Consider the following 25,158-nt stretch of genomic DNA (forward strand, 5'->3'; position numbering starts at 1 on the left):
GGTGAAGAAGTTCTCAGTGATCGGCATTGGCGCGGGCGACCCGGACCACCTGACCCTCCAGGCGGTCAAGGCGATCGGCGCGGCGGACGCATTCCTCATTCTGGAGAAGGGCGAGGAGAAGGCGGATCTGACCGGGCTGCGGCGCGCGATGCTCGACGCGCACGCCCGCCCCGGACACCGGCTGGTGGAGGGCCGCGATCCCGACCGCGACCGGACGCCCTCCGACTACACCCCCACCGTGGACGGCTGGCGCAGCGCGCGGGCCGAGATCTTCGAGCGGTTCATCGCCGAGGACCTGGCGGAGGGCGAGACGGGCGCGTTCCTGGTGTGGGGCGACCCGTCCCTCTACGACTCCACCCTCGCGATCCTGGACGAGGTGCTGGAGAAGGGCCGGGTCGCCTTCGAGCACGAGGTGGTGCCCGGCATCAGCAGCATCTCCTCGCTGCTGGCGCGGCACCGCACCAACCTCAACCGGGTGGGCCGCCCGGTCCAGATCACCACCGGGCGCCGGCTCGCGGAGGGCTGGCCGGCCGATGTGGACGACGTGGTGGTGATGCTGGACGCGCGGCACGCCTTCACCGCCCACCTCGACCAGGACCTCTACATCTACTGGGGGGCCTACGTGGGCACCCCCGACGAGATCCTGGTCTCGGGGAAGCTGGCGGACGTCGCCGGCCGCATCGAGGAACTGCGCACCGAGGCCCGCGCCCGCAAGGGCTGGATCATGGACACGTACCTGCTCCGACGCGGCTGAGCGCGGCAGGATCCGTACGGGACGGCGGCCGAGATCCGAAGGAGCACTAGCCGAGGTGGCGGGGCAGGACCTCGGCGAGCCGCTCGTACTCCTCGGCCCGGTTGTAGATCTGGCCGCTCAGCCGGATCCCGCCGCCGCCCGGCCACGGCCAGATCTGCACCCGGATCCGCTGCCGCGCCGCGATCCGCTCGCGCAGCGCGGCGGCCGACTCCGGGGTCTCGGCCACCCCGGGCGGCAGTCGCAGGGCGCGCATCGCGAGGCCCTCGGTGTAGGGGAGCGGGGTGATCCCGGGGATCGCGGCGAGCAGCTCCGCGCCGTAGCCGGCCAGTGCGCTGTTGTGGGTCCGGACCTTGGCGGCGTCGAGCTCCTCCAGCAGGTCGAGCCCCTCCGGGGCCGCGAGCCAGCCCGTGTAGTCGACGGTGGCGCGGTTCTCGACCGAGCGCGGGAAGCCGTGGTGGTCCTCCCAGGAGGGCACCAGCGGCCGGACGCGGTCCCGGTGGTGCGGGGCGACGGAGAGGAGCGCGGTGCCGGACGGGGCGTAGGCCCATTTGTGGAGGTTGCCGAACCAGAAGTCGGCGCCCCCGCCGAGGGGGTCGGGGAGGTGCCCGGGCGCGTGGGCGCCGTCGACGATGGTGGTGATGCCGCGGTCGGCTAGGTCGGCGAGCAGCCCGGGCGAGGCGATGAGCCGGGCGGTGGGCGAGCTGATGTGGTCGAGTACGGCGACCCTGATGCGCGGGGTGATCGCGGCCAGCACGGTTTCCCGTACGGCGTCCTCGTCGGGGAGGTGCGGGTCCAGGACCACGGTGGTGAGCGGGGCGCGGCGGGCGGCGGCCGCGCTGACGGTGCCGTATCCGTGGTCGGTGACCAGGATCTCGTCGCCGTCGGCGAGACGGACCGCGTCGAGCGCGAGGTTGGCGCCTTCGGTGGCGTTGGAGATGAAGGCGAGCCCCTCCGGATCGGCGCCGAGCCGGGCCGCGATCCGTCCCCGGGCCGCGGCGAGCCGCTCGGGGGCGCCGATGAAGAAGGCGTCCGGGTCGCCGTGCGCCTGTGCGCGCAGGGCGGCCTGCATCTCCTGCACGGGGAGCGGCACCGCTCCGAAGGATCCGTGGTTGAGGTGGCTCACCGCGGGGTCGAGCCGGAACAGGTCCCGCCCGCAGGGGAATTCGGCGGGGCGCAGGGCCCCGGCGGACTCGGCTGGTTCAGCGGGCTGAACTGGATCGGTCATGTGGACCTCCGTGGGTGCGGCGCGGCTGTCGGGCCCGATCATGCCCCGCCGGTCCCCGCGGCGGCACCCCCTTCCCGCGCCGCGGCCGAGAAGGCACGCCGGCAGTGCAGGAGCAGTTCCCTCGCGGCGGGGCCGCGCGCATCGCGCCAGACCAGGGAGAGCAGGGCCGGGATCTCCACGTCCTCGATGGTCCGGGCGACGAGCCGGTCGCGGTAGGACTCGGCCATCGAGGCGCTGAGCACGGCGACCCCCAGTCCGCGCGCGGCGAGGTCGGCCATGGCGTCGGCGGCCCCGGCTTCCAGGGTGATCGCGGGGTGCAGGCCCCGGGCGGCGCAGGCCAGGTCGAAGACGGTACGCAGCCCCGTGCCCCGGGGCATGCAGATGACGGGGTGGCCACCCAGGCCGCGCAGGGTGACCCGGTCCGCCCCGGCCAGGGCGTGCCCGGGCGGTACCGCCGCGACGAGGCGCTCGCTGATGATGGTCAGCGCCTCGAGTCCGTCGGGAGTGGTGGCGGCGGTGCCGACGAGGGCCAGGTCGACCGTGCCGGTGCGAACCGCCTGGACCAGCCGGTCGGAGTTGTCCTCCAGGAGGGCGATCTCCACGCCGGGATGGGCCCGGTGGAAGGCGGCGAGGGCGTCGAAGAGCGGGGTGACGGTGCAGCCGACGACCATGCCGACCGTGAGGCGGCCCCTGATCAGGTCGGTCACCTCGCCCACCGCCTCGGCGACGGCCCGGGCTGCGGCGAGGGCGGTGCGGGCGTGGCCGAGGGCGGCCTTCCCGGCGACGGTGAGGGTGGCGGTGCGGCCGGACCGGTCGAAGAGCTCGGCGCCCAGCTCCCGTTCGAGCTGCCGGATCTGGGCGCTGACCCCGGACTGGCTGATGTGGACGCGCTCGGCCGCGCGCGTGAAGTTGCGCTCCTCGGCGACGGCGACGAAGTATTCGAGCTGCCTCAGTTCCATGAACAGGGATTCTAGTTCCCAGCAGAACCAGCTGTTGGACTTCTACCAACAGGCCCGCGAGGCTGGAAGCACACCGGTAAGCGCTCCGGAAGCGCTCCGGGAAGCACACCGGGAATCGCTCCGAGAAGCGCTCCTGAGCCCGTGAAGACCCCGCGACCAGGAGGAAGCGATGACCGACTACGCGTCGTACGAGAAGGCCCTTCGCCCCGAGGACATCACCCGGCTGTTCGTCGAGCGGTCCAACGCCGGCGACGCGGCCGGGGTCGCCGCCCTCTACGAGGAGGACGCGGTGATGGCCTTCCCGCCCGGCGAGCTGACGGTGGGGCGGGAGGCCATCCGGGCCCTGTGGGAGAAGGTGCTGGAGCAGCGGCCCGTGTTCGAGCCCGAGCCGCCGCTGCCGACACTGGTCAGCGACGGGATCGCGCTGACCTCCACGCCGCCGAGCGACGGCACGGGCGCCCGCGCCCAGGTGGCCCGCCGCCAGAGCGACGGCAGCTGGCTGCGCCTGCTGGACCAGCCGGAATTCGCCGTGCCACAGCACTAGGCAGCCGCGGGCTCACTTATCTTCACGATGATCTTTTGAGCAGCCACGTCAGGCATGTACCGGCCGACCTGGCTCAGTCATCGGTATCCATGGGGTGTTCAGAATTACAGGCACATTCGTCACGTCCTATCGCGCCGAGCGGGCGGAGGTGACAAAGGACCGGGCCGCATGGGTCGTCATCGGAGCCGACGACTACGCCCTGCACCGCGAGGGATCGCTCTTCCTCGTCGGACTGCGGAACGCGGGCCGGGCGTACAACACCGAGCGCACGTACGCCGGCCGCACGGCCCTGTACCTCTCGTACTGCGCCCACCAGCGACTCGACTGGGCGGAGGTGACCGTCTGGCAGCTGTCGCGGTTCCTGCACTGGCTGGTCGAGGAACCGCTGGCGTCGCGGAGCCGGCGAGGTGGCGGGCCGGAACGGTTCCGCGGGGACAACACCGCGAACGCGATCGTCGGCACGGTCTGCGAGTTCCTGGCCTTCGGCGTCCGGATGGGCTGGGTGGCCAAGGAGCTGCTGGGCCAGCTGACGGAGCCCAAGTACCTGCGCCACCTGCCTACGGGCTACGACCCGGGCGAGGACGATCAGCACCGGACGGTCCGGTCCCGGCTGATCAAGCTGGCCTCGCTGGACTCGGGGATCGAGTGGCTGACCATCGAGCAGATCGCGCGCCTGGTGGAGGTCGCCCGGCACGCGCGGGACCGCTTCCTGGTGCTGCTGCTGTGGGGCACGGGAATGCGGATCGGCGAGGCACTGGGGCTTCGCCGCGAGGACATGCACCTGCTCCCCGACTCCCAGGCGTTCGGCTGCCAGGTGAAGGGCCCGCACCTGCACGTGCGGCGCCGGCTGAACAGCAACGGCGCCTGGGCGAAGTAGCGGCGGCCGCGGGTCATCCCGGTGACCACCGAGCTGGTCGCCTGCTACGCCGCCCGGCGTCTGGAGATCGCCCGATGAGCCTGCACACCCTGGCCGCCCCTGCGGCCGATCCGACCGTGGTGCCGTTGCCCTTCGACCGCCCGCGGTGGCTGGCGTGGCTGGACGAGCACACCGACCCGTTGTGGCGACCCGACGAATGGGCCGGTGAGCACTGGCTGTTCACCGGCGACCCGGACGAGTCGACGACGGCGATCTGGCGCTGCAACAGCGCCGGCTGCCACGTCGCGGTCCGCGCGAGCCGGCACCTGTGCCGGTCCTGCTACGAGCAGTTCGTGGAGAGCGGGCTGAGCCGGGAGGAGTTCGCGACGGTGGGCCGCCGGGCCACGGTCCGGGCCCTGCCGGGATCGCGCCCGCACTGCTCTGCGGAACCCGGGGGGATCCGCTGCGCGCTGGAAGCGGCCACCCGGGGCAGCTGCACTCCGCATTACGTGAAGTGGCGCTACGAGCACAAGAGCGGGCAGACACAGCTGGAGCTCGCCGACTGGCTCGCGACCGTGGCCGGGCCCCTTCCTCCCGGTCGTCCGTGCCTGGTGGGGGCCTGTGACGGCACCGCTCACGGCCGCCGGACGGCGCTGTGCACTTACCACCGCGAGCGCTGGCGCCGGCACCGCAAGGAGCTCGGCACGACGGACGCGTCCGGCGAGGATCTGGCCGGCTGGGCGTCGGTGCAGAGTCCGTGGCTCAGTGGCTTCCAGTTCACCCTGCTGCCGCTGAACCCGCTGCTGAGGCGCGAGGTCCTCTACGCCCTGGTCCAGCGCGATGCCCAGCGGCCGACACTGAGCCCGGTCGCGGTGCGGCTCCTGGTCCGCGGCCTGGAGGGCGTCGACAGCATCGCCGCCCTGCCGCCCCAGCAGCTCGCCGACCTCGGGTACATCGACCGCAACTGCGAGGCCCACTGGAACGACGTCCTGCGCCTGGTACGTGCGGCCTTCGACCGCTTCCGGGGGATCGACCCGCTCGACAAACCCGTGTGGGAGCTCGCCGACCTGGGTCTGCGCTCGCGCACCCGGTCCGGGGTTCGCACGGTCCCCCGGCAGTTGGACACCTCGGTGATCCGGCAGGACTGGCTGCGCCGCCTGCTGGCGGACTGGGTGAAGGAGACCACCCCCGAGAACACCGACTTCCGGCGGTTCTTCAAGGGCTGCTCCGCCGCCTCCCGCGCCCTGGAGCTGCGACCGGGCGGCGGCCACGACCCGTCCGCGCTGAAGGTCACCGACATGGACGCCGTCGTCGAACAGATCCGTACCCGCCAGCGGGAGGACGGCACCGGACCGCTGTCCGCGGGCGCCCGCAACGAGCTGCTCACGAGCTTCTGCCAGCTGCTCGACTTCGGCCGCCGCCTGCAGATCGTCGACGACCTCGCCACCGGGTTCGCCCGCCAGCGCCACCACCAGATCCCCTACGAGGACGCCAGCGAGGACATGGCCGGCAAGGCCATCCCCGAACTCGTCATCGCCCAACTGGACGCGGCCACCGACCGCATCGGCGTCGACTTCCCCTACGGGGACTTCCCGCCGAAGGTGGTGCAGGCCATGCTTCGCACCGTCTACGTCCTGCTGCGCGACACGGGACGGCGCCCCTGGGAGGTGCGCTGGCTGCGCATCGACTGCCTGGACACCGACGGCGGCGAGTACGTCCTGATCTGGGACAACCACAAGTCGCGGCGCAACCGGCGCCGGCTGGAGATCAGCCGGGAGACCGCGTTCGCAATCCTGGCGTGGCTGAAGATCCGGGCCACGCTGAAGATCCCGGCCCGCTCGAGGACCTTCCTGTTCCCCGCCGCCCGGCACGCCTACGACGCCTGCATCGACGCCAACACCGTGGCCAAGATGCTCCGGCAGTGGGTCGACCAGCTGCCCGAGCTGGTCACCGACACCGCCGACGAGGACGGCCTGCCGCTGCCGTTCGACCGCAGCCGGATCTTCGCGTACGCCTTCCGGCACACCTACGCCCAGCGGCACGCGGACGCCGGCACCGACCTGCACACCCTGCGCGACCTCATGGACCACCGGTCGGCAGACACCACTCTTGGATACTCCACGGTCTCCCTGAAGCGGCGCCGCGAGGCCCTGGAGACGATGCGGCTGCACGTCGTCGACCGGTCCGGGCACCCGATGCCGACCTCGTCGGCCACCGTGTACGACGCCCGGTCGGTGGGGACGCCGTTCGGCAACTGCACCGAGCCGTCCAACGTCAAAGCGGGCGGCGGGAAATGCCCGATCCGCTTCCAGTGCTCGGGGTGCGGCTTCTACCGCCCGGACCCCTCGTTCCTCCCGGCCGTCGAGGACCACATCCGCGGCCTGAAGGCCGACCGGGAGAGCGCCGTGGCCATGGGCGCGGCCGCGTTCGTCATCCGCAACCTCACTGACCAGATCGAATCCTTCCAGGCGGTGGTCACCGGCATCCGCACCGCGCTCGCCGAGATGCCCGAAGCCGAGCGGCACCACATCGAGGAGGCGGCCGCCGTGCTGCGCAAGGTCCGCGCCGCGGAGCCACCGAACCTTCTGCCGATCGTCGGCCTTCCCAACAGGAGCACGTGCCATGGATGAGGCCCGAACCCCCGCGCAGGTCCTGCGCGAGGCCCGGCAGAAAGACTCCCCCGACAAGCGCGCCCGGGTCCTGACCGTGGTCGAGGAGATGCTCGCCGAGAAGGAGCCGGTCACTTTCACCGCGGTGGCCCGGCGGGCGAAGGTTTCGCACTGGCTGGTCTACGCGCAGGGCGTGCGCGAGGTCATCGAGCAGGCCCGGCGCCGCCAGGCTCGCCAGCCGTGCGAGGACGGCGTCCGAAAGGCCCCGGCCGGCTGGCAGGTCGAAGTGCAGATCACCCGGGAGGACAACCGGCGGCTGCGGGAAGAAGCCGACCGCCTCAAGGCCGCCGTGCGCCGCTCCCTGGGCCAGCAGATAGACCATGTCGGCGCCGCCGATCTCGGCGCCCGCGTCGACGAGCTCACCGCCGCCAACCAGCGTCTCGAGGACGAACTTGCCCAGGAGAAGGCCCGTGCCGAGGAACTGCAGGGCCGACTCACCGAGACGGAGGACGACCTCGCCGGGGCGCGGACCAGTCTGCGCCGCATGATCCGGTCGGGGAACCAGGAGTCCGCCGTGTGATCCATGCCAGCACCTCGACGGCCGCCAGCGTGGGGCGGGCGGCCGTCAGGGTCCAGTTCTCAGGCCACGGTCGATGCCCTGCCCGCGGAAGTGACCTCGGGAGACGCGACCGGGGGAGCTCCAACTGGTGCGCCCGACCTCGGTGGTCTGGGAGGTGACTTGACGCCAGGAGAACTCTCCAAGATCGGAGATGTGCCCAAGGCTGTCGCCGACAAGACGGGCGTGCGGGAGGATGTTGCTGTCCTAGCGATGGAGTTGCTGATGCCGGTGGTCCTCTCGACCACCGCCAGGCGCCGTAGGGGCTAAGTCCCTTTCCGGCCGCCGAGCTGGGCGTAACGTCTTGGGCGGCAGCGCGTTGATCACACGCGATCCCCCCTTTTTGCGCACGTCAGCCGACCTTCCTGGAGTCCCGCCGGCATCGGCCCGTGCGCGCAGGCCGGGACAGATCGACTCGGGGCCATCCCCTCATCACCGAAAGGGAGTCCGACCGTGGAGACCTTCATCCGCCCGCTGACCATCACCGCTCTCGCCGCGGCATGCGTACTGTCCCTGTCCGGCGCGGTCCAGGCTGCCACGCCCGCGCAGGCCGCCGCTCCCGTCCAGCAGTCCGTCTCGCCCGGGGACGACGATGACCACAACCAGGCGTTCGACAAGACCTCGATGATGTTCGAGGAATCCGGCAAGAAGGGCGCCTACTCCCACAGCAAGGAAGCCCAGCCGGAAGAACTCCTCCAGCTCCTGGGCTGACGGCTCCCCGGCGAAGCGTCCGCACCGGGCTGTCACAGCCGTCCCGGTGGTGATCGAACAGTTCCGGGTTGGGGTAGCGCCGAGGTAAGCCCAAGAGCCGCCAGCACTTGATCTTTGCTGGTGTAGTGCTCGATCCGCTCAACGCAGGCTGGCAGCCGGAAGTGCGCTGACGCGGGTCTCGTACTCGCGCGGGCCTTGCTCTGTGCCGGGATCGCCGGGGTGCCATGAGTGCCGTCGAGGGGCTGGCAGCGGGCGAGGAGTCGGCGGCGGACTGCGGGTACGGCGGTGACGCGCAGCGTGTAACCCTGGCCGCGTCGTACGGTCACGCCCTGGTGGAGCGCAGCCCGCTCGTGTCCGCGCGTGCTTCTTCCAGGCGGCGTCGGATGCCACCGGGTGTGGTCGCCGGGGCGTATCGGCTCCAGGGTGATCCGGCATCGATGGCGGTGCGGGACGCGCCGCAGACTGGCCGTGCTCACGTTCGAAGAAGTCCCCCTGCGTGATGCGGCGTTCTCTCACCGCTCTCACCGCTTTGGGCTTGGGGTTTTCCGCCGTGCTTGGCGTGGTCGACATACTGGTGGTCCGCGATGGGTAGCTCGGCAGTATGCGTGACCTAGTAAGGAAAAGGTCGGCAGCGGAGGGTGAGACACCCCTGGCCGATGACTCGGAGCGCCGCCTGAGTGCCTCTGGCCGCGACGAGATCCGCGCGTACGTGGACGCGCTGAGGAACTGGCAGGTCGGTGACCGTGAATGGCACCTGCACTCCAGCCACCACGCAAACGGCGAAGAGCTAAGGCACCTGTTGCGCGGCCCCTCGGGACTGGGGATTTCCTCCGCGCGACCCGCCACGCTCAAGCCGGGTACGACGAACCATCCGTATGGCTCGCAGAACGCGGTGGGCACCTCGCGGAACCCTTGGGAGCTTCCGAGTTTCTACATGCCGTACCGGGCCCGCACGAACCCCCACGCCCAGGCTGCGCTGTCGTTCGGCAAGCGATGGGCGCGCCGTATGGGGATGCTGCATCAGGACCGGCACACCCCGGCAGTCGACCCCTGGGACGCCGCCACCTTCGACACCGACGCAGCAGCCGACTTCGTGTCCTTCGCCGGGCACGCGCACCCCGACGCATCCCAGCAGCGCCTCGAACTTCTGACGACCTGGTACACATGGATTGACCACGTCGACGACCACTTCTTGACGACCTTCAAAAAGACCCGGGACGTCAAGGGTGCCCGCCGGTTCGTCCAACGGCTCGCGTGCTGCCTGCTGGCCGACGGGCGTGGGACCACGCCGCGAAATCCTGCGGAGAAGGGGCTGTGCGAGCTGTGGCAGCGCACCGCTTCGGCGCTACCGCTCCATTGGCGCGCATGGTTCGCCGGCCGTGTCCTGGCGATCGGCCACAGCTGGGTGTGGGAGGTCTCCAACCTCGCCGCCGGCCACACCCCGGACCCGGTCGACTACATCGAGATGCGCCGCCTGAGCAGCGGTACCGACCTCGCCCTTGCCCTCGCCCAATCTGCTCACGCACACCATCTGCCGCGTGCCTTCTTCGAGTCACGGCCCCTGCGCGCCCTCGCCGACGCCTTCGCCGACGCCGGATCCCTGCGCAACGACATTTTCCGCGCCTTTGAGAAACTGCACACCGCGGACACCCAGAACAACGGCGTCCACGTCTTCGCCCAGTTCCTCGACTGCGACCTGTCGCAGGCCATCACGTTCGTCAACCGCCTGGTCACCAACCGGATTCAGGAGTTCGAGCGGATCGCGGACGAGGAACTGCCCGCACGCCTGGAGCAGGTTGCCCTGAGCTCTGCGGCCCGGTCGGCCGCCGATGCCTACGTCGAGGAACTCCGGCTGTTCATGGCCGGGGATCTGCAGTGGGAGCGGCAGACCCGCCACTACGATGTCGAGGCACCACGCTCCCCGGCCCCGCGATACGAGCCCCGTCCCACCGGGCTGGGCACCTCCGCAGCATTCCCCTGGCGCCTCACAGGCAACCAGGGCCACCGATCAGTCCTGTAACATCCTGGCGCCCGGCTGCAGGAAGAACGTGGTCCTCTGGACGACCCTGTACATCGACGCCGCCGTCGCCCAGCTCCGTGCCGAGGGCCACGAGATCCCGGGCGAGGACGTGGCCCGGCTGTCCGGTCTAACGCGCGGACCCGGCGCTGGTCACCGGTCGCCGGGGCGGTGTCCCCCAGCGGCGTCGGCGCCCTTGCTGGAGCCCGCGCGTCAGACCGGCGGCAACAGCGGCGAACTCCGCCGCTCCTCTCAACGAGCGGGCAAAGGCCATGCGTCACGTCGCGTCGGGAGGGTACGGAGCATCGCGCACGCCCACGCAGTAGTCACGTCCGTAGCCGTCCCCGGCCATCGACTTCTCACAGAACCCCAGCCGGGTGGGCACCCCCAGCTCGGACCCGCAGTGGTACAGCGCGCCGGTCTCGGCATCACCGGTCAGCAACCCCGAACCGTCGGTAGCTCGGAAGTAGGCGTGGTTGCCGATGAACGGACCGCACCGCAGCGGCCGGGGCCCGTCGCCCTGCAGCGCCTGGGCCGGGCCAGCGGCCCCGCCCAGCAGAGCCCCGGCTGACAGAGCCAGGGCAGCGACCGCAGAACCGAGACGTGCGTACTTCATGGATTCCTCCCACAGCGGGCAACCCCTGCGAAACGGCAAGGCTGCCAGGGACAATGCACTCCCGCCCCACGCGTTACGCCCGCCACCACCCGGACAGCCCCACAACGAATGACCCGCCCCCGTTTCGCAGAAATGGTCGCTTGTGACAGTGGCGTGCGGTCGGACAGTTTCCTGGCGCCGCACGGACCGCATCCGTGACTACGAAGCGCTTCTAAAAGCCGGGCGAATCAACGGCATATCGCACAAAGACACCCGATGGAGTGACGCCCCAGCAAGAGCGCCGCTGCGGCCGCTACCGTGGTTTTGCGCGAGGCGGGAGTCACCACGCATCAGATGTGACCCGGGAGTGCCTTCGCAGCACGATGTGCCTAAACCACTCCCCGCTTTACCCACTCCAGCACCGGCCCGGTGTGCCGTGGGATCCCGCCGTCGACGGTCCGCACGCAGTGGCGGCTGTCGTCGGCGCCCCGGATCGCCCGCTGGACCGCGATCGCCTCTCCGATGGGACGCACATGACCACGGCTCAGGACCCCAGCAGCGTGGCGGACGCGCCCGGCGCGTGGCCCCTGCTCGGGCACCTGTCCGTACTGCGCAGCAGTCCGCTGAAGTTCCTCACCTCCCTCCCAAGCCACGGGGACCTCGTGCGGGTCCGGCTCGGCCCCGTCCGGGCGTACGTGCTGTGCCGCCCGGACCTGGTACACGAGATGCTCCGGGATCCCGCCACCTTCGACAAGGGCGGCCGCCTCTTCGACAAGAGCCGGCAGATCACGGGCAACGGGCTGCTCACCTGCAGGCGGGCGGAGCACCTGCGGCAGCGCCCTCTGGTCCAGCCGGCCTTCACCCGCTCCCAGCTGGCGTCGTACGTCCCGGTGATGCACGACGAAGTCGCCTCGTTGACCGGGTCGTGGGAGGTGGGCCGGCCAATCGACATCTCGACGGAGATGATCAGGCTGTTCGCGCGGATCACGGCACGAACTCTGTTCCACTGCCACCTCGACGACCAGGCCGTCATGGTGTTCCAGCGTGCCTTGACGATCCTCACCGAGGGGGTCTATCGGCGGATCACATCGCTCGGGCTGTGGGAGAAGCTGCCCACCGCCGGCAACCGCCGCTATCGCCAGGCCGAAAGGGATCTCCACAGCGCCATCGACCAGTTCATCGACCGGTTCATCGGCCAAGGCCGGAACGGGGATGCCACAGGAGACCGTCCCGCCGGCATCCTGGGGATGCTGCTGGCCGTCCGCGAAGGCGAGGACAGCCTCACCCGCCAAGAGGTCCACGACCAGACCCTCATCTTCCTGATGGCCGGCATCGAGACCACCGCGGCCACCTTGTCCTGGACCCTGCACCTCCTCGGCCGCCACCCCCAAGCTCAGGAACGGATGCACACCGAGATCACCACGGTGCTCGGCCCCCGCCTGCCCACCCTCAACGACATCCCCCGCCTTGACTACACCCGACGCGTCCTCACCGAATCACTGCGCCTGTACCCGCCGGCCTGGATCCTCACCCGCACCGCCACCACCGACACGCATCTCGGTGGCCACCCCATCCCGGCGGGCACCACCCTGCTCTTCAGCCCCTACCTGATCCACCACGACGCCCGCTTCTTCCCCGACCCGGACCACTTCATCCCTGACCGCTGCCCAGGCGAACACCCAAGTGCCCTGATCCCCTTCGGTGGCGGACCCCGCAAATGCATCGGCGACGTCTACGGCATCACCGAAGCCCTCATCGCCCTCGCCGGAATCAGCACCCGCTGGCGCCTCACCGCGACCCCGGGACCACCGCCCCGCCTCCTCGCGAGAGGCACCCTCACCCCGCACCGACTCATCATGACCGCCCAACCGCGATGAACCAGGTAACCCGCGGCCCTACCCGCACCCGCTCGTTCCGGCCGTTGGCCGAAGCCGAATGCGGAGGCGTCGGGAGCCTCGAGGGACTGCGGGGCTAGCGCGCCTGCCGCCGCGCGACCATCTCACGCGTCCTGCCCACTGTCCCTCGCCGGGGTGGTTTGGCCGCGGTTTTCCTGCCGCGTCAGCGGCCGTGTGGCTTTCTGGTGCCGAGACGCCGAACACAGACCGCCTCCGCCTCGCCATTCCCGCCAGCTTCGAGACAGACGGTGCCCGTGTCCGACCCCCTTGCTACCGCAGCTTCACCGGACCCTGAGAGCGTACGCGAGACCGTGGACGCCCTTTTGAACCGGTTCTTCGACGATCAGGACCGATTAGCTGCCGCGACGGCGATGCCGGAACTGGGCCTGTTCACCAGCCTGCTGCGCGAACAGCTCGCCGCAGGCGGAAAACGGCTGCGCCCAGCCATGTGCGTCGCCGGCTGGCAAGCCGTCAGCACGGAGCGTGCGCCGTCGCTGGTGTGGCGGATGGCCGCGTCCCTCGAGCTCTTCCACACCTTCGCGCTGGTTCACGACGACATCATGGACCGCTCAGTCTTACGGCGCGGCCGTCCCACGGCCCACCGAACCCTGGCCGCCCTGCACGCCGGCCGCCCCGATGCGGAGAGCCTGGGTGTGAGCACCGCGATCCTGCTCGGCGACCTGGCCCTGGGCTGGTCCTACGAACTTCTCCAAAGCCCCGGCCTCCCCAGCGGCCAGCTCGCCGCCGTCTGGCCGGTGCTGAACGCGCTGCGCACCGAGACCCTTGTCGGCCAGTACCTGGATCTGGTCGCGACCGGCCGGCACAGCGACGACGCCGCCGCGGCCCGGCGGGCCATCCTCTACAAGACCGCGAAGTACACCGTCGAACGGCCCCTCCAGCTCGGCGCCCTCCTCGCCGGAGCCACCCCGGGCCAGCTCCGGACCCTGTCCGCCTACGCGCTTCCGCTCGGTGAGGCATTCCAGCTCCGCGACGACCTTCTTGGAGCGTTCGGCAGCACCGCCCGCACCGGCAAGCCGGCCCTGGACGACCTGCGTGAGGGCAAGCACACCGTCCTTACAGCGACCGCCCTCCAACTGGCCGACAGCGCCCAACTCGCCGTCCTCCAACAGCACCTCGGCAACCCGCACCTCGACGAGGACGGCGCGGACCAGATCCGCACCGTCCTGACCGACACAGGCGCTGTCGCCACCGTTGAGCAGATGATCACCGACCAGCATGCCCGGGCGGCCCGCGCACTGGACGACGCCGGCTTCCACCCCGCCGCCATGGCAGTACTGCTCGGCCTCGCAGCCGCAGCGAGCACCCGTGCAACCTGAGCCGAGGGAATCGACACACGTGACACACATGGCCCACCAGAGCTCGCAGAACACGGCCAGCGCCGTGCTGCCACCCGTCTACTGCCCCATCGAGCGGGCCTTCCACCCCAAGGCGGCATCGGTCCAGAACCGCGCGTTCGACTGGATCGAGCGTCACCGACTGTTCGGCGACGCGGGTATCCCCCGCGAGAGCGCGCTGGCAACCGACAGTGCCCGCGTCACCGGCAGCATGATGCCCGGCGCCCCCGAAGACCTGCTCCTGCTGTACGCCACCTACGTCTACTGGGGCTTTTCGGTCGACGACCTCTTCGACACCGGTACGACCGAGGAGCGCACACACCACTACCGCACGCTTGCTCCGCGCCTGATGAGGGCCGTCGAATCGCCCGCCGCCCAAGCCGACGACGATGGGCCGCACGTCGCCCTGCTCCTGGACATGCGCCGCTATCTCGAGCGGTGCGCCACCCCGGCCCAGGTCCGCCTGTGGGTCGACACGATCCACGCATGGCTGCTCGGGGTCGCGCTGGAACTGGACAGCACGCGGGACCAGAGCCTGCCGGGCGTCAACGACTACCTGTTCGTCCGGATGTACGTCGGCGCCGCACGCGCGGTGACGGTCACCCTGGAGATCTGCGGCGGAGGAGAGGAGATCCCCGCGCAGGAACGCGAGAGCACAGCCGTCACCGCACTGACCCAAGCCGCCGGCGTGCTGATGAACCTCTACCAAGACCTGTTCTCCCACCACAAGGAGGGCCCCACCGATCACAACATCATCAACGTGCTCACCCACGCCACGGGAAGCAGTCAGCAGCAGGCCCGCGTCCAGGCCGTGGAACTGTGCGACCGCATCATGGTTCTCTTCCTGCGCCTGCGCGAACAGACCGCGCCCCGCGTCAGTGCCCCGACCCGCACCTACCTGGACAACCTCGGGCACGCCTTGAGCGGAGTCCTCGACTGGTGTCACACCACCGCCCGCTACAAGACCGGCACCACCACTGCGCCCGTCCGCGCCGAGCAGCCGTCCGCCCCCGGCCTCGCCCCGCCCCCTTACCCGAACATCGCCTGGTGGTGGGACCAGCTCGACCAGTGCCACACCTGACACACCCACCCTGATGGCCTGTCACGCCTCCCACGCAACCGATCACCGGCTGCCGGGGCCCCAGGCCGTCTCAGCGTGCGATAGACCGTGGGCTCCCATCGGCCGGTGCTCGCCGTAACACGGCTATGAACAGTGGTCTCGTGGTTCGCCGAGCCGCACGATGACAGGCGGATCATGACGGTTCTTCAGGAATGCCGAGGAACCGTCATGATCCGTTCGCGCCGCCTATGTCGATGGGGCCGCCTCCTGGCACAACACGGTCGATCCGAGGGGCGGACGCTCAGCTGAACCCACGGGATATCACACACAGGGGGCGACGGGATTCCGCTGATCATGTGCCTAATGTGGCTGAGGACGTGACGACGTTCTGACCTGCACTGCTACTTGACAGGTGTAGATAACCGGCCGCCGCCGGAGGGCGTACGGTCTGCCGGTGCGTCGGGGTCCCGCCCAGTTCCGCGAGGCAGCCGTCCAGCTCGTCCATGGCGGGCGGGTCCAGGAGCGACGGGTCCACCGTGACGCGGAGTTGATGGGGCACTCGGGAGTCGAGGAGCAGGCGCAGGCTGCGCTCCGCCGAGGCGGCCGCGTGGTCGATGCCGGTCACCCGCCCGGCGACGAACGCTGGCGGGTACTCCTACACGGCACGCTCGGCCTTCACGGCCTTGTCGATGGCGGTCCACTTGGCCGGGACACCGAGCGCCACCGAGAGGTCGCTGGGCTCGCACAGCCCTCCTGCCCCAGGGCTCAGCAGACCGCCGACCTTCTTGGCGCGCACCTGGCAGTCGCTGTCCAACATCTTCGCGAACGTGGAATCGGCCGGCATCTACAGCCAGCGCTGGAGGCGTTCGAGGGCGGTGCCCGTCGTCGCGTCCACCGCCGTCGAGATCCGCGCCCTGATGTCCTTGACCGTCGGTGTGGTCTTGTCGCCGGCTTGAACATACGCCTGCTCGATCACGAAACATCCCCCGCGTTCGGCTCCCCTTGGCTCCACTATGACGCGCGGAGCGTGCCCGCGGTAGAGCGGAGAGTGAAGATCCCGGGCCGGGTAACGCGCCGCCGCGTCGGTGCTGTTGGGGGTTCCCTGCCAGGTCGCGTGGCGAAAGTGGATCTTGAGCGATGAACGATCTCTGCTCATGGAGCGGGGAGATCTCACGCGCGCGTCGCTACAGCTCGTAGTCCTGGGCCAGTTCCTCCCAGTCAATGCTGCGAAGGGCAAGATCGGCGTCCTCGCCCGCCGGTACCTCCGGTGCCGGCTGGAACCAGGCGACGACGAGGGCGGAACCGTCCGTGGACGGGTCGAGCGGCGCGGAGTCGAAGACACCGACGCAAGCCACGGAAGGCAGCACCTCCACAGGACCGAAGGCACGGGCGGTCTCGTCCGGGTACTCGCGGGAGGGCGGAACGAGATGGACCGGCGTGGAGGGAAACGCGCGTTCGGCCTGCCGCTGGAGCCAACTGACCTTCAGGTCGTTGATGCGCTTGCACGGGTAGCCCTCCAGCATCCCCCCGTAGGTCGAAGACATCCGTAGCTCGGTGAGCCGGATCGAACGACCGGACAAGAGGACCATGTGACCCAGTGGCATGCCGACACCCTATGCACACGATGCACTTCCGACACGCGGCCTACTCCCGGCCGCTGGTGGCGGCGTAGTACTGGAGGTCCTGGACCTCGACCTTGCGGTCCGCGGGGTAGAGCAGCCGTACGCCCGCCCCGGCCTTCCCGTCGCGCACGACGGTCGCCGAGCTGGTCCCCGGGGTCAGCGGCAGCAGCTCGGAGTGGACCCCGGCCGGGGCCTCGTACGTACCCTTGGCCGACCCCACGGTCCGCAGGACGCTCGCGGGCCGCGTCAGGAAGCTGAGCACCTCCACCGTGTCCCGGGAGGCCGCGCTGCCCTTGCGCAGCGACATCACCAGGGACTGGTCGCCGGTCGGGTCGGCGGCGGCGAACTGGGTGCGCGAGGTCAGGTACAGCGTGTCCCGGACGATCTTCGGCCAGCTGCCCGTCTTGAACTTGGCGAGGTAGTACGAGGACAGGTCGAGGTAGGCGTGGCCGTTGTGCTGGGAGGGCGCGAACTGGGTGCCCTCGCTGTAGTCGTTCCAGGTCGTGAGCTGGACCCAGTCGGCGCCGTCCTCGATGGCCCGGTTCCACGTGGTGCGCAGGGTGGCGGTGTTGCCGGCCTCGTCGTAGATGCCCTGGTTGGGGCGGGCGTCCTGGACGGACACGGGCTGCATCCAGATCTTGCCCATGCCGTGCGCCTTGCGGACATCGGCCGCGGCACCGTCCTGGCCGACGTAGCTGCGGCTGCCCCACTCGGAGAACCCGTGGCTGATCGGCGCGAACCGCTCGCCGTTCGCGCCGTAGTCGAGGAAGAGCGGGACGAGGGCGGTGCGGACGCCGTGCCGGGACTCCAGGACGTCCATGACCTGGCTCCACCAGGCGGGGCTCTTCGCCTCGGCCTTGAACGGCGAGACGACCAGGCGTCCGTCGGGGAGCCGGTGCGCGGCCGGGGCGGCGGCAAGGTCGGCGAGGGCGTCGGCGAGCACGGCCGGGTCGTCGGTCTTCAAGGAGGTCATGTCCGGCATCAGCATGACCTTGAAGGCCGGGTCCACCGAACGGGCCGCCGCCATCAGGAGCTTGGATCGCTCCCAGTTCTTCCCCGAGAGGGAGAGCAGGTCGAGGGTGAATCCGTCGATGCCGGCGGCGCGGGCGGTGCGCACCTCCTGCTGGAGGTTGGCGAGCTCCCAGTCGCCGCTCTTGGGCAGGACGGGCAGGGGCCGGTCGCGCAGCAGGCCGCCGTAGCGCTGGTGCTTGCCGCTCTCGCCGTCCGGGTCCAGGTAGTTGCGGGTGTAGTAGTCGGAGTCGGCGCTCGCGTTGTCGAGGGAGAGCGGGTACGGCGTGAAGTAGTGGGCGAAGACCAGCTTCTTGGCCGCCGCGCCGGAGCGCAGGGCCGCGGGCTGCGGCATGTCGAAGGGCAGGACTCCGGTGGGGCGCGTCCCGTCGTCCGCACCGGGCTTGGCGGCGTCCTCGCCCTTCCCCGTGGCCTCCGGGCTCGGCCCGCCGGGGGCGGGGGTGCCCGTGCCCGCGCCGATGCCGAGTCCGGTGACCTCGCCCGTGAGGCAGAAGGTGGCCCGGTCGCCGGCGAGCAGGGGGAGCAGGGTGGCGGTCGCGGCGGCCAGTCCGGCCACGGAGATCCAGCCGAGCAGCGGCTTGCGCCCCTCGGGCAGGAAGAGGTCCGCGACCAGGACGGCCAGGGCGACGGCGGCGGTGACGACGACGGGCGCGATGGCGAGCCAGTCGACGGACTGGACGAGGCTGGGGGCGTCCGCCGCGGCGGTGGCGGGGGAGGGCGCAGACGCGGGAGAGCCGGAGGCGGCCGTGGGGGTCTGGCCGCGGAGGTGGGGGAGGGGCGGGCCTTCCGGGGTGTTCGCCACGTACCAGCCGCCCGGGGCCAGGGACCGGCGTACCTCGTGCAGGAACTCGGTGATCTCCGGGAAGTCGTGCACGGGGTACGACTCGTCCTCGGGGAACTCCTCCTCCCCGGCGCGGCGCTCCCCCTCGTTCACGAGCACCCGCAGACGCCCCCGCTCCCGCTCCCACGCGGAGATCGCGGCGAACGACCCGTCCATCGCCAGCCGGGCGCCCCGCGCCGCGGCCCGGACACTGTCCCGCGGCGCGCACGCGGCCGCCATGGCCTGCGCGAGGCCCACAACGGCTCGCAGCCGCCCGTCAACACCCATCACACCAGGTTAGGGGGTTTGTCCGATTTAGTGACAATTGGCGCGACTTTGGGTACGACCAAGATCACTCGCGGTCACGACCGGAAGCCGCGCGGACGGGCGCCGCGGTCAGACCCCCGGCCACCGCGGCGTGCGCTTCTCGTTGAACGCCGCCACGCCCTCCGCCCGGTCGCCGGAGAAGGCCGCCGACCGCCACGCCGCGTCCTCGATCTCCAGCCCGGCCGTCAGGTCCATCCCGTGCCCGAGCCGCAGCGCTCGCTTCGCCGCCCGCAGCCCGACCGGGGAGTTCGCCGCCATCCGCCCGGCCAGGGCGAGGGCCTCCTCGCGGGCCGAACCCGCCGGGACCACCGAGTCCACCAGCCCCAGCGCGAGCGCCTCGGCGGCCTCCACCCGGCGGGCGGTGAAGATCAGCTCCGCGGCCCTGGCCGCACCCACCCGCCGCGGCAGCAGCTGCGTCCCGCCGCCGCCCGGGATCACGCCGACCGAGACCTCCGGCAGTCCCACCACCGCGGTCTCGTCGGCCACGATGACGTCGCAGGCGAGCGCCAGCTCGAAGCCGCCGCCCAGCGCGAACCCGTGCACCGCCGCGATCGTCGGCATCGGCAGCTCCAGCACGCCCCCGTACGCGCCGCGCGTGGTCGGCCGCTGGCGCACCAGCTCGGCGTCCGACAGCGAGTTGCGCTCCTTGAGGTCCGCGCCCACGCAGAACGCCCGCTCGGCGGTGGAGGAGAGCACGACGACCCGTACGGACGCGTCCGCCGCGAGCGAGGCGCACGCCGAACCGATGGCCCGCGCCATGTCCGTGGACACCGCGTTCATCGCCTTGGGGCGGTCCAGGACCAATTCGGCGACCCCGCCCTCATGCCGGCGTACAGCCACGAACTCAGACACAGGGCGACCCTCCCGGTTAACGAACGTTATCCGGGGATCTTAGGGCTCCGGCGCGTCAGCGACCAGGGCTCCACCACGCCGAGGCCGCGCACCGGGCGCTGCCACATCGGCTGGAGCGCGAAGCGGTACGCGCCGCCGCCCTCCTCGGCCTCGGCCTCCTTCTCGGAGACCGGCGCCGCGCCCGTCCGGCCGAGCTCCTCGGCCATCGCGCCGTCCACCAGCACCGCGTCCTTCGGCGCTATCGAGGTCAGCCTGCTCGCCAGGTTCACCGTGGTCCCGAAGACGTCGCCCATCCGGGTCGTCACGGTCCCGAAGGCGATCCCCACGCGCAGCTCCGGCATCTGCGGATCGGCGCCCATCGTCTCTATCAGCCGGAACGCGATCTCCGCCGCCGTGGCCGCGTCGTCGGCGCAGTACAGCACCTCGTCGCCCAGGGTCTTGATCAGCCGGCCGCCGTGCGCCGCCACCAGGTCCGCCGCCGTGGTCTCGAAGGCCTCGACGAGCTCGCCGAGCTCCTCCTCCTCCAGCCGGCGCGTGAGGCGGGTGAAGCCCACCAGGTCCGCGAAGCCCACCGCGAGCCGCCGGTCGACCATCTCCTCGTCGTCCGCCACCTGCACGACCCGCCCCGTCGCGGCCGCCAGCTGGCGGCGCCACACGTAGACGAGGAACTCCTCCAGCTCCGGCAGCAACAGCTCGACCAGCGGGTACGTGACCTCCGTACGGGTCATTCCCGGCTCCGGCGGCTCCGTCAGCCCCTCCAGGAAGGAGTCGATCTGCCACTCCGCGAGCCGCGCCGTGGTCTGCCCGGTGGACCGCGCCACCTGCACCGCCATCGGCTCGCTCAGCAGCCCGGCCTCGACCAGTCCGGCGAGCCGGCGCAGCGCCAGTACGTCCGCCTCCGTCAGGGCCTTGGCCTGGCCGATGTCCGCGAAGCCCATGGCCCGCCAGAAGCGGGAGGCGAGCTCCATCGAGACACCGGCGCTGCGGGCGGCCTGGAAGGGGGTGTACCGGCGCTCGGCGCCCAGGATCAGCTGCTCCAGGCGGATGGCGAGCGGGTCGGCCGTCGGCTGGGCCGTGTGGTCGACCTCGTGGTGGGGAGTGTGCTGGTCGCGGCCGATCGGGGTGGCGTGGACGCCCGAGCCGACGGCACCGGCCGCCGCCGTCCCGGAGGCGGACGCGTTGGACTGAGGGTCGTCGACGGTCAAGGGCCGCCTCCTGTCCATATCCGTGCGCACTGCCGAACCGGTTGATCACCGTGAGGACCGGGATCGCCTAAACCATACGGCAGGTGTGCCGTAGCTCACTCCCCCGCTCCGTCACCCGGGACCGGCCGCCCGGCGGGCTACCGGACCGACCGCAGGTGCACCACGTCCCCTGCCCCCACGGCCTCGTGCTCCCCTTGCGCCGTCCGTACGACGAGCCGCCCGTCGGTGTCCACCGCTTCGGCCGTACCGGTGAGGGTGCGCCCGCCGGGCAGCTCGGCGCGCACGTGCCGGCCGAGGGTCGCGCAGCCCGCGGCGTACGTCTCCTGCAGACGGCTGGCCGCCGGGTCGCCGCCGGCCGCGCGCCAGTCCCCGTACCACTGCTCCAGCGACCGCAGGACGGCCTTGAGCAGCGGGTCCCGGTCGGTGACGGAGGCCTTGGCCAGCATCAGCGAGCCGGCGGTGTCCACCGGCAGCTCCTCATCGGTCAGGGTGACGTTGAGCCCGATCCCGACGACGACCCCGTCCCCGACGCGCTCGGCGAGGATCCCGCCGGTCTTGCGCTCCTCCCCGTCCACGGTGACCAGCAGGTCGTTGGGCCACTTGAGGGCGGTGTCCACCCCGGCGGCCCGCGACAGCCCGGTCGCGACGGCCACCCCGGCCAGCAGGGTCAGCCACCCCCACCGCTCCTGCGGCACCTGCGGCCCGGGCTTGAGCAGCACGGAGAAGAACAGTCCCGAGCGCGCGGGCGCGACCCAGCTCCGGTCCAGCCTCCCGCGCCCGGCGGTCTGCTCCTCGGCGACCAGGACGGCCCCCTCGGGCAGCTTCCCGGCCCGGGCGGCCAGATCGCTATTGGTGGACCCGGTGGACCCGACCACCTCCAGCGAGGTCCACAGCCCCTCCCCGGTCACGAGGGCCCGCTGGAGCGCGGCGACATTCAAGGGCGGCCGGTCCAGGCTCGACCAGCGGCCCGCGGAAGCATCTGACGGCATCAGCATTCCCCTTGCGTGAAAGCCCCGGCCTTCAGACCGGGGAGGAAGCGCATCATCGGGCCGGAGACCCGCCGCTCCGGCGTCTCGCCGTGTGACGCTTTGACCCGGGCTTGCGTTCGGATCATGACCGTCCCTAGCTTTCAGGCCGTGGGGAGTTCTCCGGTGAAACGGGCATTCAAGTTCCGCGTTCACCCTACCGACGCGCAGGCCAGAGAGCTGTCACGGACGTTCGGGTGCGTGCGAAAGGTGTACAACCTGGCACTCGCGGCCCGCGCCGACGCGTGGACCCGCAGTCGTCCGATGAGCTACTCACAGACCTCCGCGCTGCTCACGACGTGGAAGCGAATGCCTGAGCTCTCCTATCTGGCCGAGGTGTCCTGCGTTCCCCTCCAACAGGCCCTGCGGCACCTCCAGAGCGCCTTCGCCGGATTCTGGGCGAAGCGGGCGCGATATCCGCGGTTCAAGTCCAAGCGGAGATCACGCGCCTCGGCCGAATACACGCGCTCCGCGTTCCGGTACCGCGACGGCCGACTCACCCTCGCCAAGGTGCCCGGTCCGCTCGACGTCGTCTGGTTCACGCCCTCTGCCGCAGGACACCGAGCCGACCACGGTCACAGTGTCCCGAGACCCCGACGGCCGCTGGTTCGTGTCGCTCCTCTGCGAGGACACCCCGTCACCGCCTCCCCCCACGACACGAGCCGTGGGAATCGATCTCGGAATCGCCGCACTCGTGACGCTGTCGACGGGCGAGAAGATCCCCGGCCCCCGGTCCGAGCGTGCGGACAGGGACCGCCTCGCCCGTGCGCAGCGATCCCTGTCCCGGAAGGAGAAAGGCAGCGCCAACCGGGACGAGGCCCGGATCCGCGTCGCCAGGATCCACGCCGGATCGCCGACCGCAGACGCGACCACCTGCACAAACTGACGACTCGACTCGTGCGCGAAAACCAAACGCTCGTGATCGAGGACCTCGGTGTCCGCAACATGCTCAAGAACCACAGGCTCGCCCGCGCCATTTCGGACGCGGCCTGGCGTGAGCTTCGCAGGATGCTGGAGTACAAGGCGGCCTGGTACGGACGCACACTGATCGTCGTGGACCGGTGGTTCCCCAGCTCGAAGCTGTGCTCGGCCTGTGGTGCCCTCGCCGCCGCGATGCCGCTGAACGTCCGTGCGTGGACCTGTGAGGGCTGCGGGGCCGTTCATGACCGGGACGGCAACGCCGCCGTCAATCTCTTGGCCGCCGGGTTGGCGGTGTCTGCCTGTGGAGCGGACGGAAGACCTTCCCGGGGACCCTCCCGGCGGGCGGTCCGCGGTGAAGCAGGAAGCCCGCCCACGAGGACGGGACGCGATCCCCTAAGGGGGACCGTGAGGCCAAGCAAGCCAGATTAGGTGTGTCAAACGCCGCACTGCCGAGCGCCATGCCCGCCGATACGCTACGCACCAGTAGCTAGTAGTAGTCATGTAATTGAGCAGGCCGTTGACACCACGCAGGGAGCCGCGACCCCGATGCCACAACCGTCAGAGCCGATCGACATGCACACCACCGCGGGGAAGATCGCGGATCTGCAGCGCCGCGTCGAGGAAGCCACCCATGCCGGGTCCGGGCGGGCGGTGGAGAAGCAGCACGCCAAGGGCAAGCTGACGGCGCGTGAGCGGGTGGCGCTCCTGCTGGACGAGGGGTCCTTCGTCGAGCTCGACGAGTTCGCCCGGCACCGGTCGACGAACTTCGGGCTCGAGAAGACCCGCCCGTACGGGGACGGCGTCGTCACCGGCTACGGCACCGTCGACGGGCGGCCCGTCGCCCTGTTCTCGCAGGACTTCACCGTCTTCGGCGGAGCCCTCGGCGAGGTCTACGGCCAGAAGATCATGAAGGTGATGGACTTCGCGCTGAAGACCGGCTGCCCGCTGGTCGGCATCAACGACTCCGGCGGCGCCCGCATCCAGGAGGGCGTCAGCGCGCTCGGCATGTACGGCGAGATCTTCCGCCGCAACGTCCACGCCTCCGGCGTGATCCCGCAGATCAGCCTGGTCGTCGGGCCCTGTGCCGGCGGAGCCGTGTACTCCCCCGCGATCACCGACTTCACGGTCATGGTCGACCAGACCTCGCACATGTTCATCACCGGCCCGGACGTCATCAAGACCGTCACCGGCGAGGACGTCGGCTTCGAGGAGCTCGGCGGGGCGCGGACGCACAACAGCACGTCCGGCGTCGCCCACCACATGGCGGGTGACGAGAAGGACGCCATCGAGTACGTGAAGTCGCTGCTGTCCTACCTCCCGTCGAACAACCTCTCCGAGCCCCCGGCCTTCCCCGAGGAGGCCGACACCGAGGTCTCCGACACCGACCGCGAGCTCGACGTGCTGATCCCGGACAGCGCGAACCAGCCGTACGACATGCACAAGGTGATCGAGCACGTCCTCGACGACGCGGAGTTCCTGGAGACGCAGTCGCTGTTCGCGCCGAACATCCTCACCGGCTTCGGCCGCGTCGAGGGCCACCCGGTCGGGGTCGTCGCCAACCAGCCGATGCAGTTCGCCGGCTGCCTGGACATCGACGCCTCCGAGAAGGCCGCCCGCTTCGTGCGGACCTGCGACGCCTTCAACATCCCGGTGCTGACGTTCGTCGACGTGCCGGGCTTCCTGCCGGGCACGGACCAGGAGTACAACGGAATCATCCGGCGCGGCGCGAAGCTGATCTACGCGTACGCCGAGGCGACCGTCCCCCTCATCACCGTCATCACGCGCAAGGCCTTCGGCGGTGCCTACGATGTGATGGGCTCCAAGCACCTCGGAGCCGACCTGAACCTCGCGTGGCCGACGGCGCAGATCGCCGTCATGGGCGCGCAGGGCGCGGTCAACATCCTGCACCGGCGGGCCATCGCCGAAGCGGAGGAGGCGGGCAACGCCGAGGAGACCCGCGCACGGCTCATCACCGAGTACGAGGACGCGCTGCTGAACCCGTACACGGCCGCCGAGCGCGGTTACGTCGACGCCGTGACGATGCCGTCCGAGACCCGGGCGCACGTGGTGAAGGGGCTGCGGCAGCTGCGCACCAAGCGGGAGTCCCTGCCCCCGAAGAAGCACGGCAACATCCCCCTCTAGCCGGCAGCACGAGGAGCGC

Annotated in this window: 22 protein-coding genes and 2 pseudogenes; 12 read left to right on the top strand and 12 right to left on the bottom strand. The window is 70.7% G+C overall.

Annotated elements, in window-relative coordinates; translation table 11 throughout:
* Nucleotide 1 precedes the first annotated feature (1 nt).
* The gene (cobF, locus tag DRB96_RS21200) at nucleotides 2–754 is read left to right on the top strand and encodes a precorrin-6A synthase (deacetylating) (protein ID WP_112449877.1); all 753 of its coding nucleotides are present in this window, start codon (nucleotides 2–4) and stop codon (nucleotides 752–754) included.
* A 46-nt stretch (nucleotides 755–800) separates the two neighbouring features.
* On the opposite strand, the gene DRB96_RS21205 is transcribed toward cobF, so the two are convergent.
* Together DRB96_RS21205 and DRB96_RS21210 are read right to left on the bottom strand one after the other, a co-directional pair.
* A complete protein-coding gene (locus DRB96_RS21205; protein WP_112453607.1) occupies nucleotides 801–1,979 on the bottom strand; it encodes an aminotransferase class V-fold PLP-dependent enzyme in 1,179 nt (392 codons plus the stop codon).
* Between the two features lie 38 nt (nucleotides 1,980–2,017).
* Nucleotides 2,018–2,938: a LysR family transcriptional regulator gene (locus DRB96_RS21210; protein ID WP_112449878.1), complete on the bottom strand. Its 921-nt coding sequence runs from the start codon at nucleotides 2,936–2,938 to the stop codon at nucleotides 2,018–2,020.
* 169 nt (nucleotides 2,939–3,107) lie between these two features.
* Here DRB96_RS21210 and DRB96_RS21215 point away from each other — a divergent pair, with 169 nt between their 5' ends.
* The 6 genes from DRB96_RS21215 (at nucleotide 3,108) to DRB96_RS21245 (ending at nucleotide 10,294) form a co-directional block, all read left to right on the top strand.
* A complete protein-coding gene (locus tag DRB96_RS21215) occupies nucleotides 3,108–3,482 on the top strand; it encodes a nuclear transport factor 2 family protein (protein WP_112449879.1) in 375 nt (124 codons plus the stop codon).
* A 148-nt stretch (nucleotides 3,483–3,630) separates the two neighbouring features.
* Entirely contained in the window at nucleotides 3,631–4,359 is a 729-nt protein-coding gene (locus DRB96_RS21220) for a tyrosine-type recombinase/integrase (protein ID WP_239516255.1), read from the top strand.
* A gap of 74 nt (nucleotides 4,360–4,433) precedes the next feature.
* Nucleotides 4,434–6,968 (top strand): site-specific integrase, encoded by a 2,535-nt coding sequence (locus tag DRB96_RS21225; RefSeq protein WP_112449880.1) that lies wholly within the window; start codon nucleotides 4,434–4,436, stop codon nucleotides 6,966–6,968.
* Nucleotides 6,961–7,527 (top strand): DUF6262 family protein, encoded by a 567-nt coding sequence (locus DRB96_RS21230; RefSeq protein WP_112449881.1) that lies wholly within the window; start codon nucleotides 6,961–6,963, stop codon nucleotides 7,525–7,527. The genes DRB96_RS21225 and DRB96_RS21230 overlap by 8 nt, the downstream gene beginning before the upstream one ends.
* Before the next feature lie 489 nt (nucleotides 7,528–8,016).
* Nucleotides 8,017–8,274, top strand: coding sequence for a hypothetical protein (locus DRB96_RS21235; RefSeq protein ID WP_112449882.1), 258 nt, complete (start codon nucleotides 8,017–8,019; stop codon nucleotides 8,272–8,274).
* Nucleotides 8,275–8,983: 709 nt separating this feature from the next.
* Nucleotides 8,984–10,294 (top strand): terpene synthase family protein, encoded by a 1,311-nt coding sequence (locus tag DRB96_RS21245; protein WP_162688663.1) that lies wholly within the window; start codon nucleotides 8,984–8,986, stop codon nucleotides 10,292–10,294.
* 274 nt (nucleotides 10,295–10,568) lie between these two features.
* Here the strand turns inward: DRB96_RS21245 and DRB96_RS21250 are convergent, their stop codons facing one another.
* Complete coding sequence (locus DRB96_RS21250) at nucleotides 10,569–10,907, bottom strand: hypothetical protein (RefSeq protein ID WP_112449884.1); 339 nt, start codon at nucleotides 10,905–10,907, stop codon at nucleotides 10,569–10,571.
* A gap of 512 nt (nucleotides 10,908–11,419) precedes the next feature.
* Here DRB96_RS21250 and DRB96_RS21255 point away from each other — a divergent pair.
* The 3 genes from DRB96_RS21255 (at nucleotide 11,420) to DRB96_RS21265 (ending at nucleotide 15,217) form a co-directional block, all read left to right on the top strand.
* The gene (locus DRB96_RS21255; RefSeq protein WP_162688664.1) at nucleotides 11,420–12,763 is read left to right on the top strand and encodes a cytochrome P450; all 1,344 of its coding nucleotides are present in this window, start codon (nucleotides 11,420–11,422) and stop codon (nucleotides 12,761–12,763) included.
* 329 nt (nucleotides 12,764–13,092) lie between these two features.
* Nucleotides 13,093–14,118, top strand: a complete 1,026-nt coding sequence (locus DRB96_RS21260; protein ID WP_162688665.1) for a polyprenyl synthetase family protein — start codon at nucleotides 13,093–13,095, stop codon at nucleotides 14,116–14,118.
* A 28-nt stretch (nucleotides 14,119–14,146) separates the two neighbouring features.
* Nucleotides 14,147–15,217 carry a terpene synthase family protein gene (locus DRB96_RS21265; protein ID WP_112449887.1) on the top strand — a complete coding sequence of 357 codons (1,071 nt, stop codon included), beginning with the start codon at nucleotides 14,147–14,149 and terminating at the stop codon, nucleotides 15,215–15,217.
* Nucleotides 15,218–15,548: 331 nt separating this feature from the next.
* On the opposite strand, the gene DRB96_RS21270 is transcribed toward DRB96_RS21265, so the two are convergent.
* The 9 genes and pseudogenes from DRB96_RS21270 to DRB96_RS21305 all read right to left on the bottom strand — a co-directional run bounded on the left by DRB96_RS21270 (nucleotide 15,549) and on the right by DRB96_RS21305 (nucleotide 22,046).
* Nucleotides 15,549–15,821: a hypothetical protein gene (locus tag DRB96_RS21270; RefSeq protein WP_112449888.1), complete on the bottom strand. Its 273-nt coding sequence runs from the start codon at nucleotides 15,819–15,821 to the stop codon at nucleotides 15,549–15,551.
* A gap of 30 nt (nucleotides 15,822–15,851) precedes the next feature.
* On the bottom strand, nucleotides 15,852–16,013 hold the full coding sequence (locus tag DRB96_RS21275) for a hypothetical protein (RefSeq protein WP_162688667.1): 162 nt from the start codon (nucleotides 16,011–16,013) through the stop codon (nucleotides 15,852–15,854).
* 27 nt (nucleotides 16,014–16,040) lie between these two features.
* A complete protein-coding gene (locus DRB96_RS45955; RefSeq protein WP_275431982.1) occupies nucleotides 16,041–16,172 on the bottom strand; it encodes a hypothetical protein in 132 nt (43 codons plus the stop codon).
* Nucleotides 16,173–16,380: 208 nt separating this feature from the next.
* The gene (locus tag DRB96_RS21280; RefSeq protein WP_112449890.1) at nucleotides 16,381–16,800 is read right to left on the bottom strand and encodes a hypothetical protein; all 420 of its coding nucleotides are present in this window, start codon (nucleotides 16,798–16,800) and stop codon (nucleotides 16,381–16,383) included.
* 40 nt (nucleotides 16,801–16,840) lie between these two features.
* Entirely contained in the window at nucleotides 16,841–18,181 is a 1,341-nt protein-coding gene (locus DRB96_RS21285) for a glycoside hydrolase family 71 protein (RefSeq protein ID WP_112453609.1), read from the bottom strand.
* Between the two features lie 501 nt (nucleotides 18,182–18,682).
* Nucleotides 18,683–18,958, bottom strand: a pseudogene (locus DRB96_RS21290) (diguanylate cyclase); the annotation flags it as partial.
* 105 nt (nucleotides 18,959–19,063) lie between these two features.
* Nucleotides 19,064–19,846, bottom strand: coding sequence for an enoyl-CoA hydratase-related protein (locus tag DRB96_RS21295; RefSeq protein ID WP_112449891.1), 783 nt, complete (start codon nucleotides 19,844–19,846; stop codon nucleotides 19,064–19,066).
* A 26-nt stretch (nucleotides 19,847–19,872) separates the two neighbouring features.
* Nucleotides 19,873–20,964, bottom strand: coding sequence for an adenylate/guanylate cyclase domain-containing protein (locus tag DRB96_RS21300; protein ID WP_239517879.1), 1,092 nt, complete (start codon nucleotides 20,962–20,964; stop codon nucleotides 19,873–19,875).
* A 224-nt stretch (nucleotides 20,965–21,188) separates the two neighbouring features.
* Nucleotides 21,189–22,046, bottom strand: coding sequence for a biotin--[acetyl-CoA-carboxylase] ligase (locus tag DRB96_RS21305; protein WP_112449893.1), 858 nt, complete (start codon nucleotides 22,044–22,046; stop codon nucleotides 21,189–21,191).
* A 117-nt stretch (nucleotides 22,047–22,163) separates the two neighbouring features.
* Between DRB96_RS21305 and DRB96_RS21310 the strand changes: the two are divergent.
* A pseudogene (locus DRB96_RS21310) lies at nucleotides 22,164–23,394 on the top strand (RNA-guided endonuclease TnpB family protein).
* 149 nt (nucleotides 23,395–23,543) lie between these two features.
* A complete protein-coding gene (locus tag DRB96_RS21315; protein WP_112449894.1) occupies nucleotides 23,544–25,139 on the top strand; it encodes an acyl-CoA carboxylase subunit beta in 1,596 nt (531 codons plus the stop codon).
* Nucleotides 25,140–25,158 lie beyond the last annotated feature (19 nt).

It is taken from the genome of Streptomyces sp. ICC1 (genome assembly GCF_003287935.1).
In the GTDB taxonomy this organism is placed as follows: Bacteria; Actinomycetota; Actinomycetes; order Streptomycetales; family Streptomycetaceae; genus Streptomyces; species Streptomyces tritrimontium.

What these genes read in the sequence shown, in the direction of transcription:
- DRB96_RS21215 (WP_112449879.1), top strand. Translation starts at nt 3,108, where the DNA reads ATGACCGACTACGCGTCGTACGAGAAGGCCCTTCGCCCCGAGGACATC.
- DRB96_RS21305 (WP_112449893.1), bottom strand. Translation starts at nt 22,046, where the DNA reads ATGCTGATGCCGTCAGATGCTTCCGCGGGCCGCTGGTCGAGCCTGGAC.
- DRB96_RS21210 (WP_112449878.1), bottom strand. Translation starts at nt 2,938, where the DNA reads ATGGAACTGAGGCAGCTCGAATACTTCGTCGCCGTCGCCGAGGAGCGC.
- DRB96_RS21255 (WP_162688664.1), top strand. Translation starts at nt 11,420, where the DNA reads ATGACCACGGCTCAGGACCCCAGCAGCGTGGCGGACGCGCCCGGCGCG.
- DRB96_RS21280 (WP_112449890.1), bottom strand. Translation starts at nt 16,800, where the DNA reads ATGCCACTGGGTCACATGGTCCTCTTGTCCGGTCGTTCGATCCGGCTC.
- DRB96_RS21275 (WP_162688667.1), bottom strand. Translation starts at nt 16,013, where the DNA reads ATGTTGGACAGCGACTGCCAGGTGCGCGCCAAGAAGGTCGGCGGTCTG.
- DRB96_RS21230 (WP_112449881.1), top strand. Translation starts at nt 6,961, where the DNA reads ATGGATGAGGCCCGAACCCCCGCGCAGGTCCTGCGCGAGGCCCGGCAG.
- DRB96_RS21265 (WP_112449887.1), top strand. Translation starts at nt 14,147, where the DNA reads ATGGCCCACCAGAGCTCGCAGAACACGGCCAGCGCCGTGCTGCCACCC.
- DRB96_RS21205 (WP_112453607.1), bottom strand. Translation starts at nt 1,979, where the DNA reads ATGACCGATCCAGTTCAGCCCGCTGAACCAGCCGAGTCCGCCGGGGCC.
- DRB96_RS21250 (WP_112449884.1), bottom strand. Translation starts at nt 10,907, where the DNA reads ATGAAGTACGCACGTCTCGGTTCTGCGGTCGCTGCCCTGGCTCTGTCA.
- DRB96_RS21285 (WP_112453609.1), bottom strand. Translation starts at nt 18,181, where the DNA reads ATGCCGCAGCCCGCGGCCCTGCGCTCCGGCGCGGCGGCCAAGAAGCTG.
- DRB96_RS21315 (WP_112449894.1), top strand. Translation starts at nt 23,544, where the DNA reads ATGCCACAACCGTCAGAGCCGATCGACATGCACACCACCGCGGGGAAG.
- DRB96_RS21225 (WP_112449880.1), top strand. Translation starts at nt 4,434, where the DNA reads ATGAGCCTGCACACCCTGGCCGCCCCTGCGGCCGATCCGACCGTGGTG.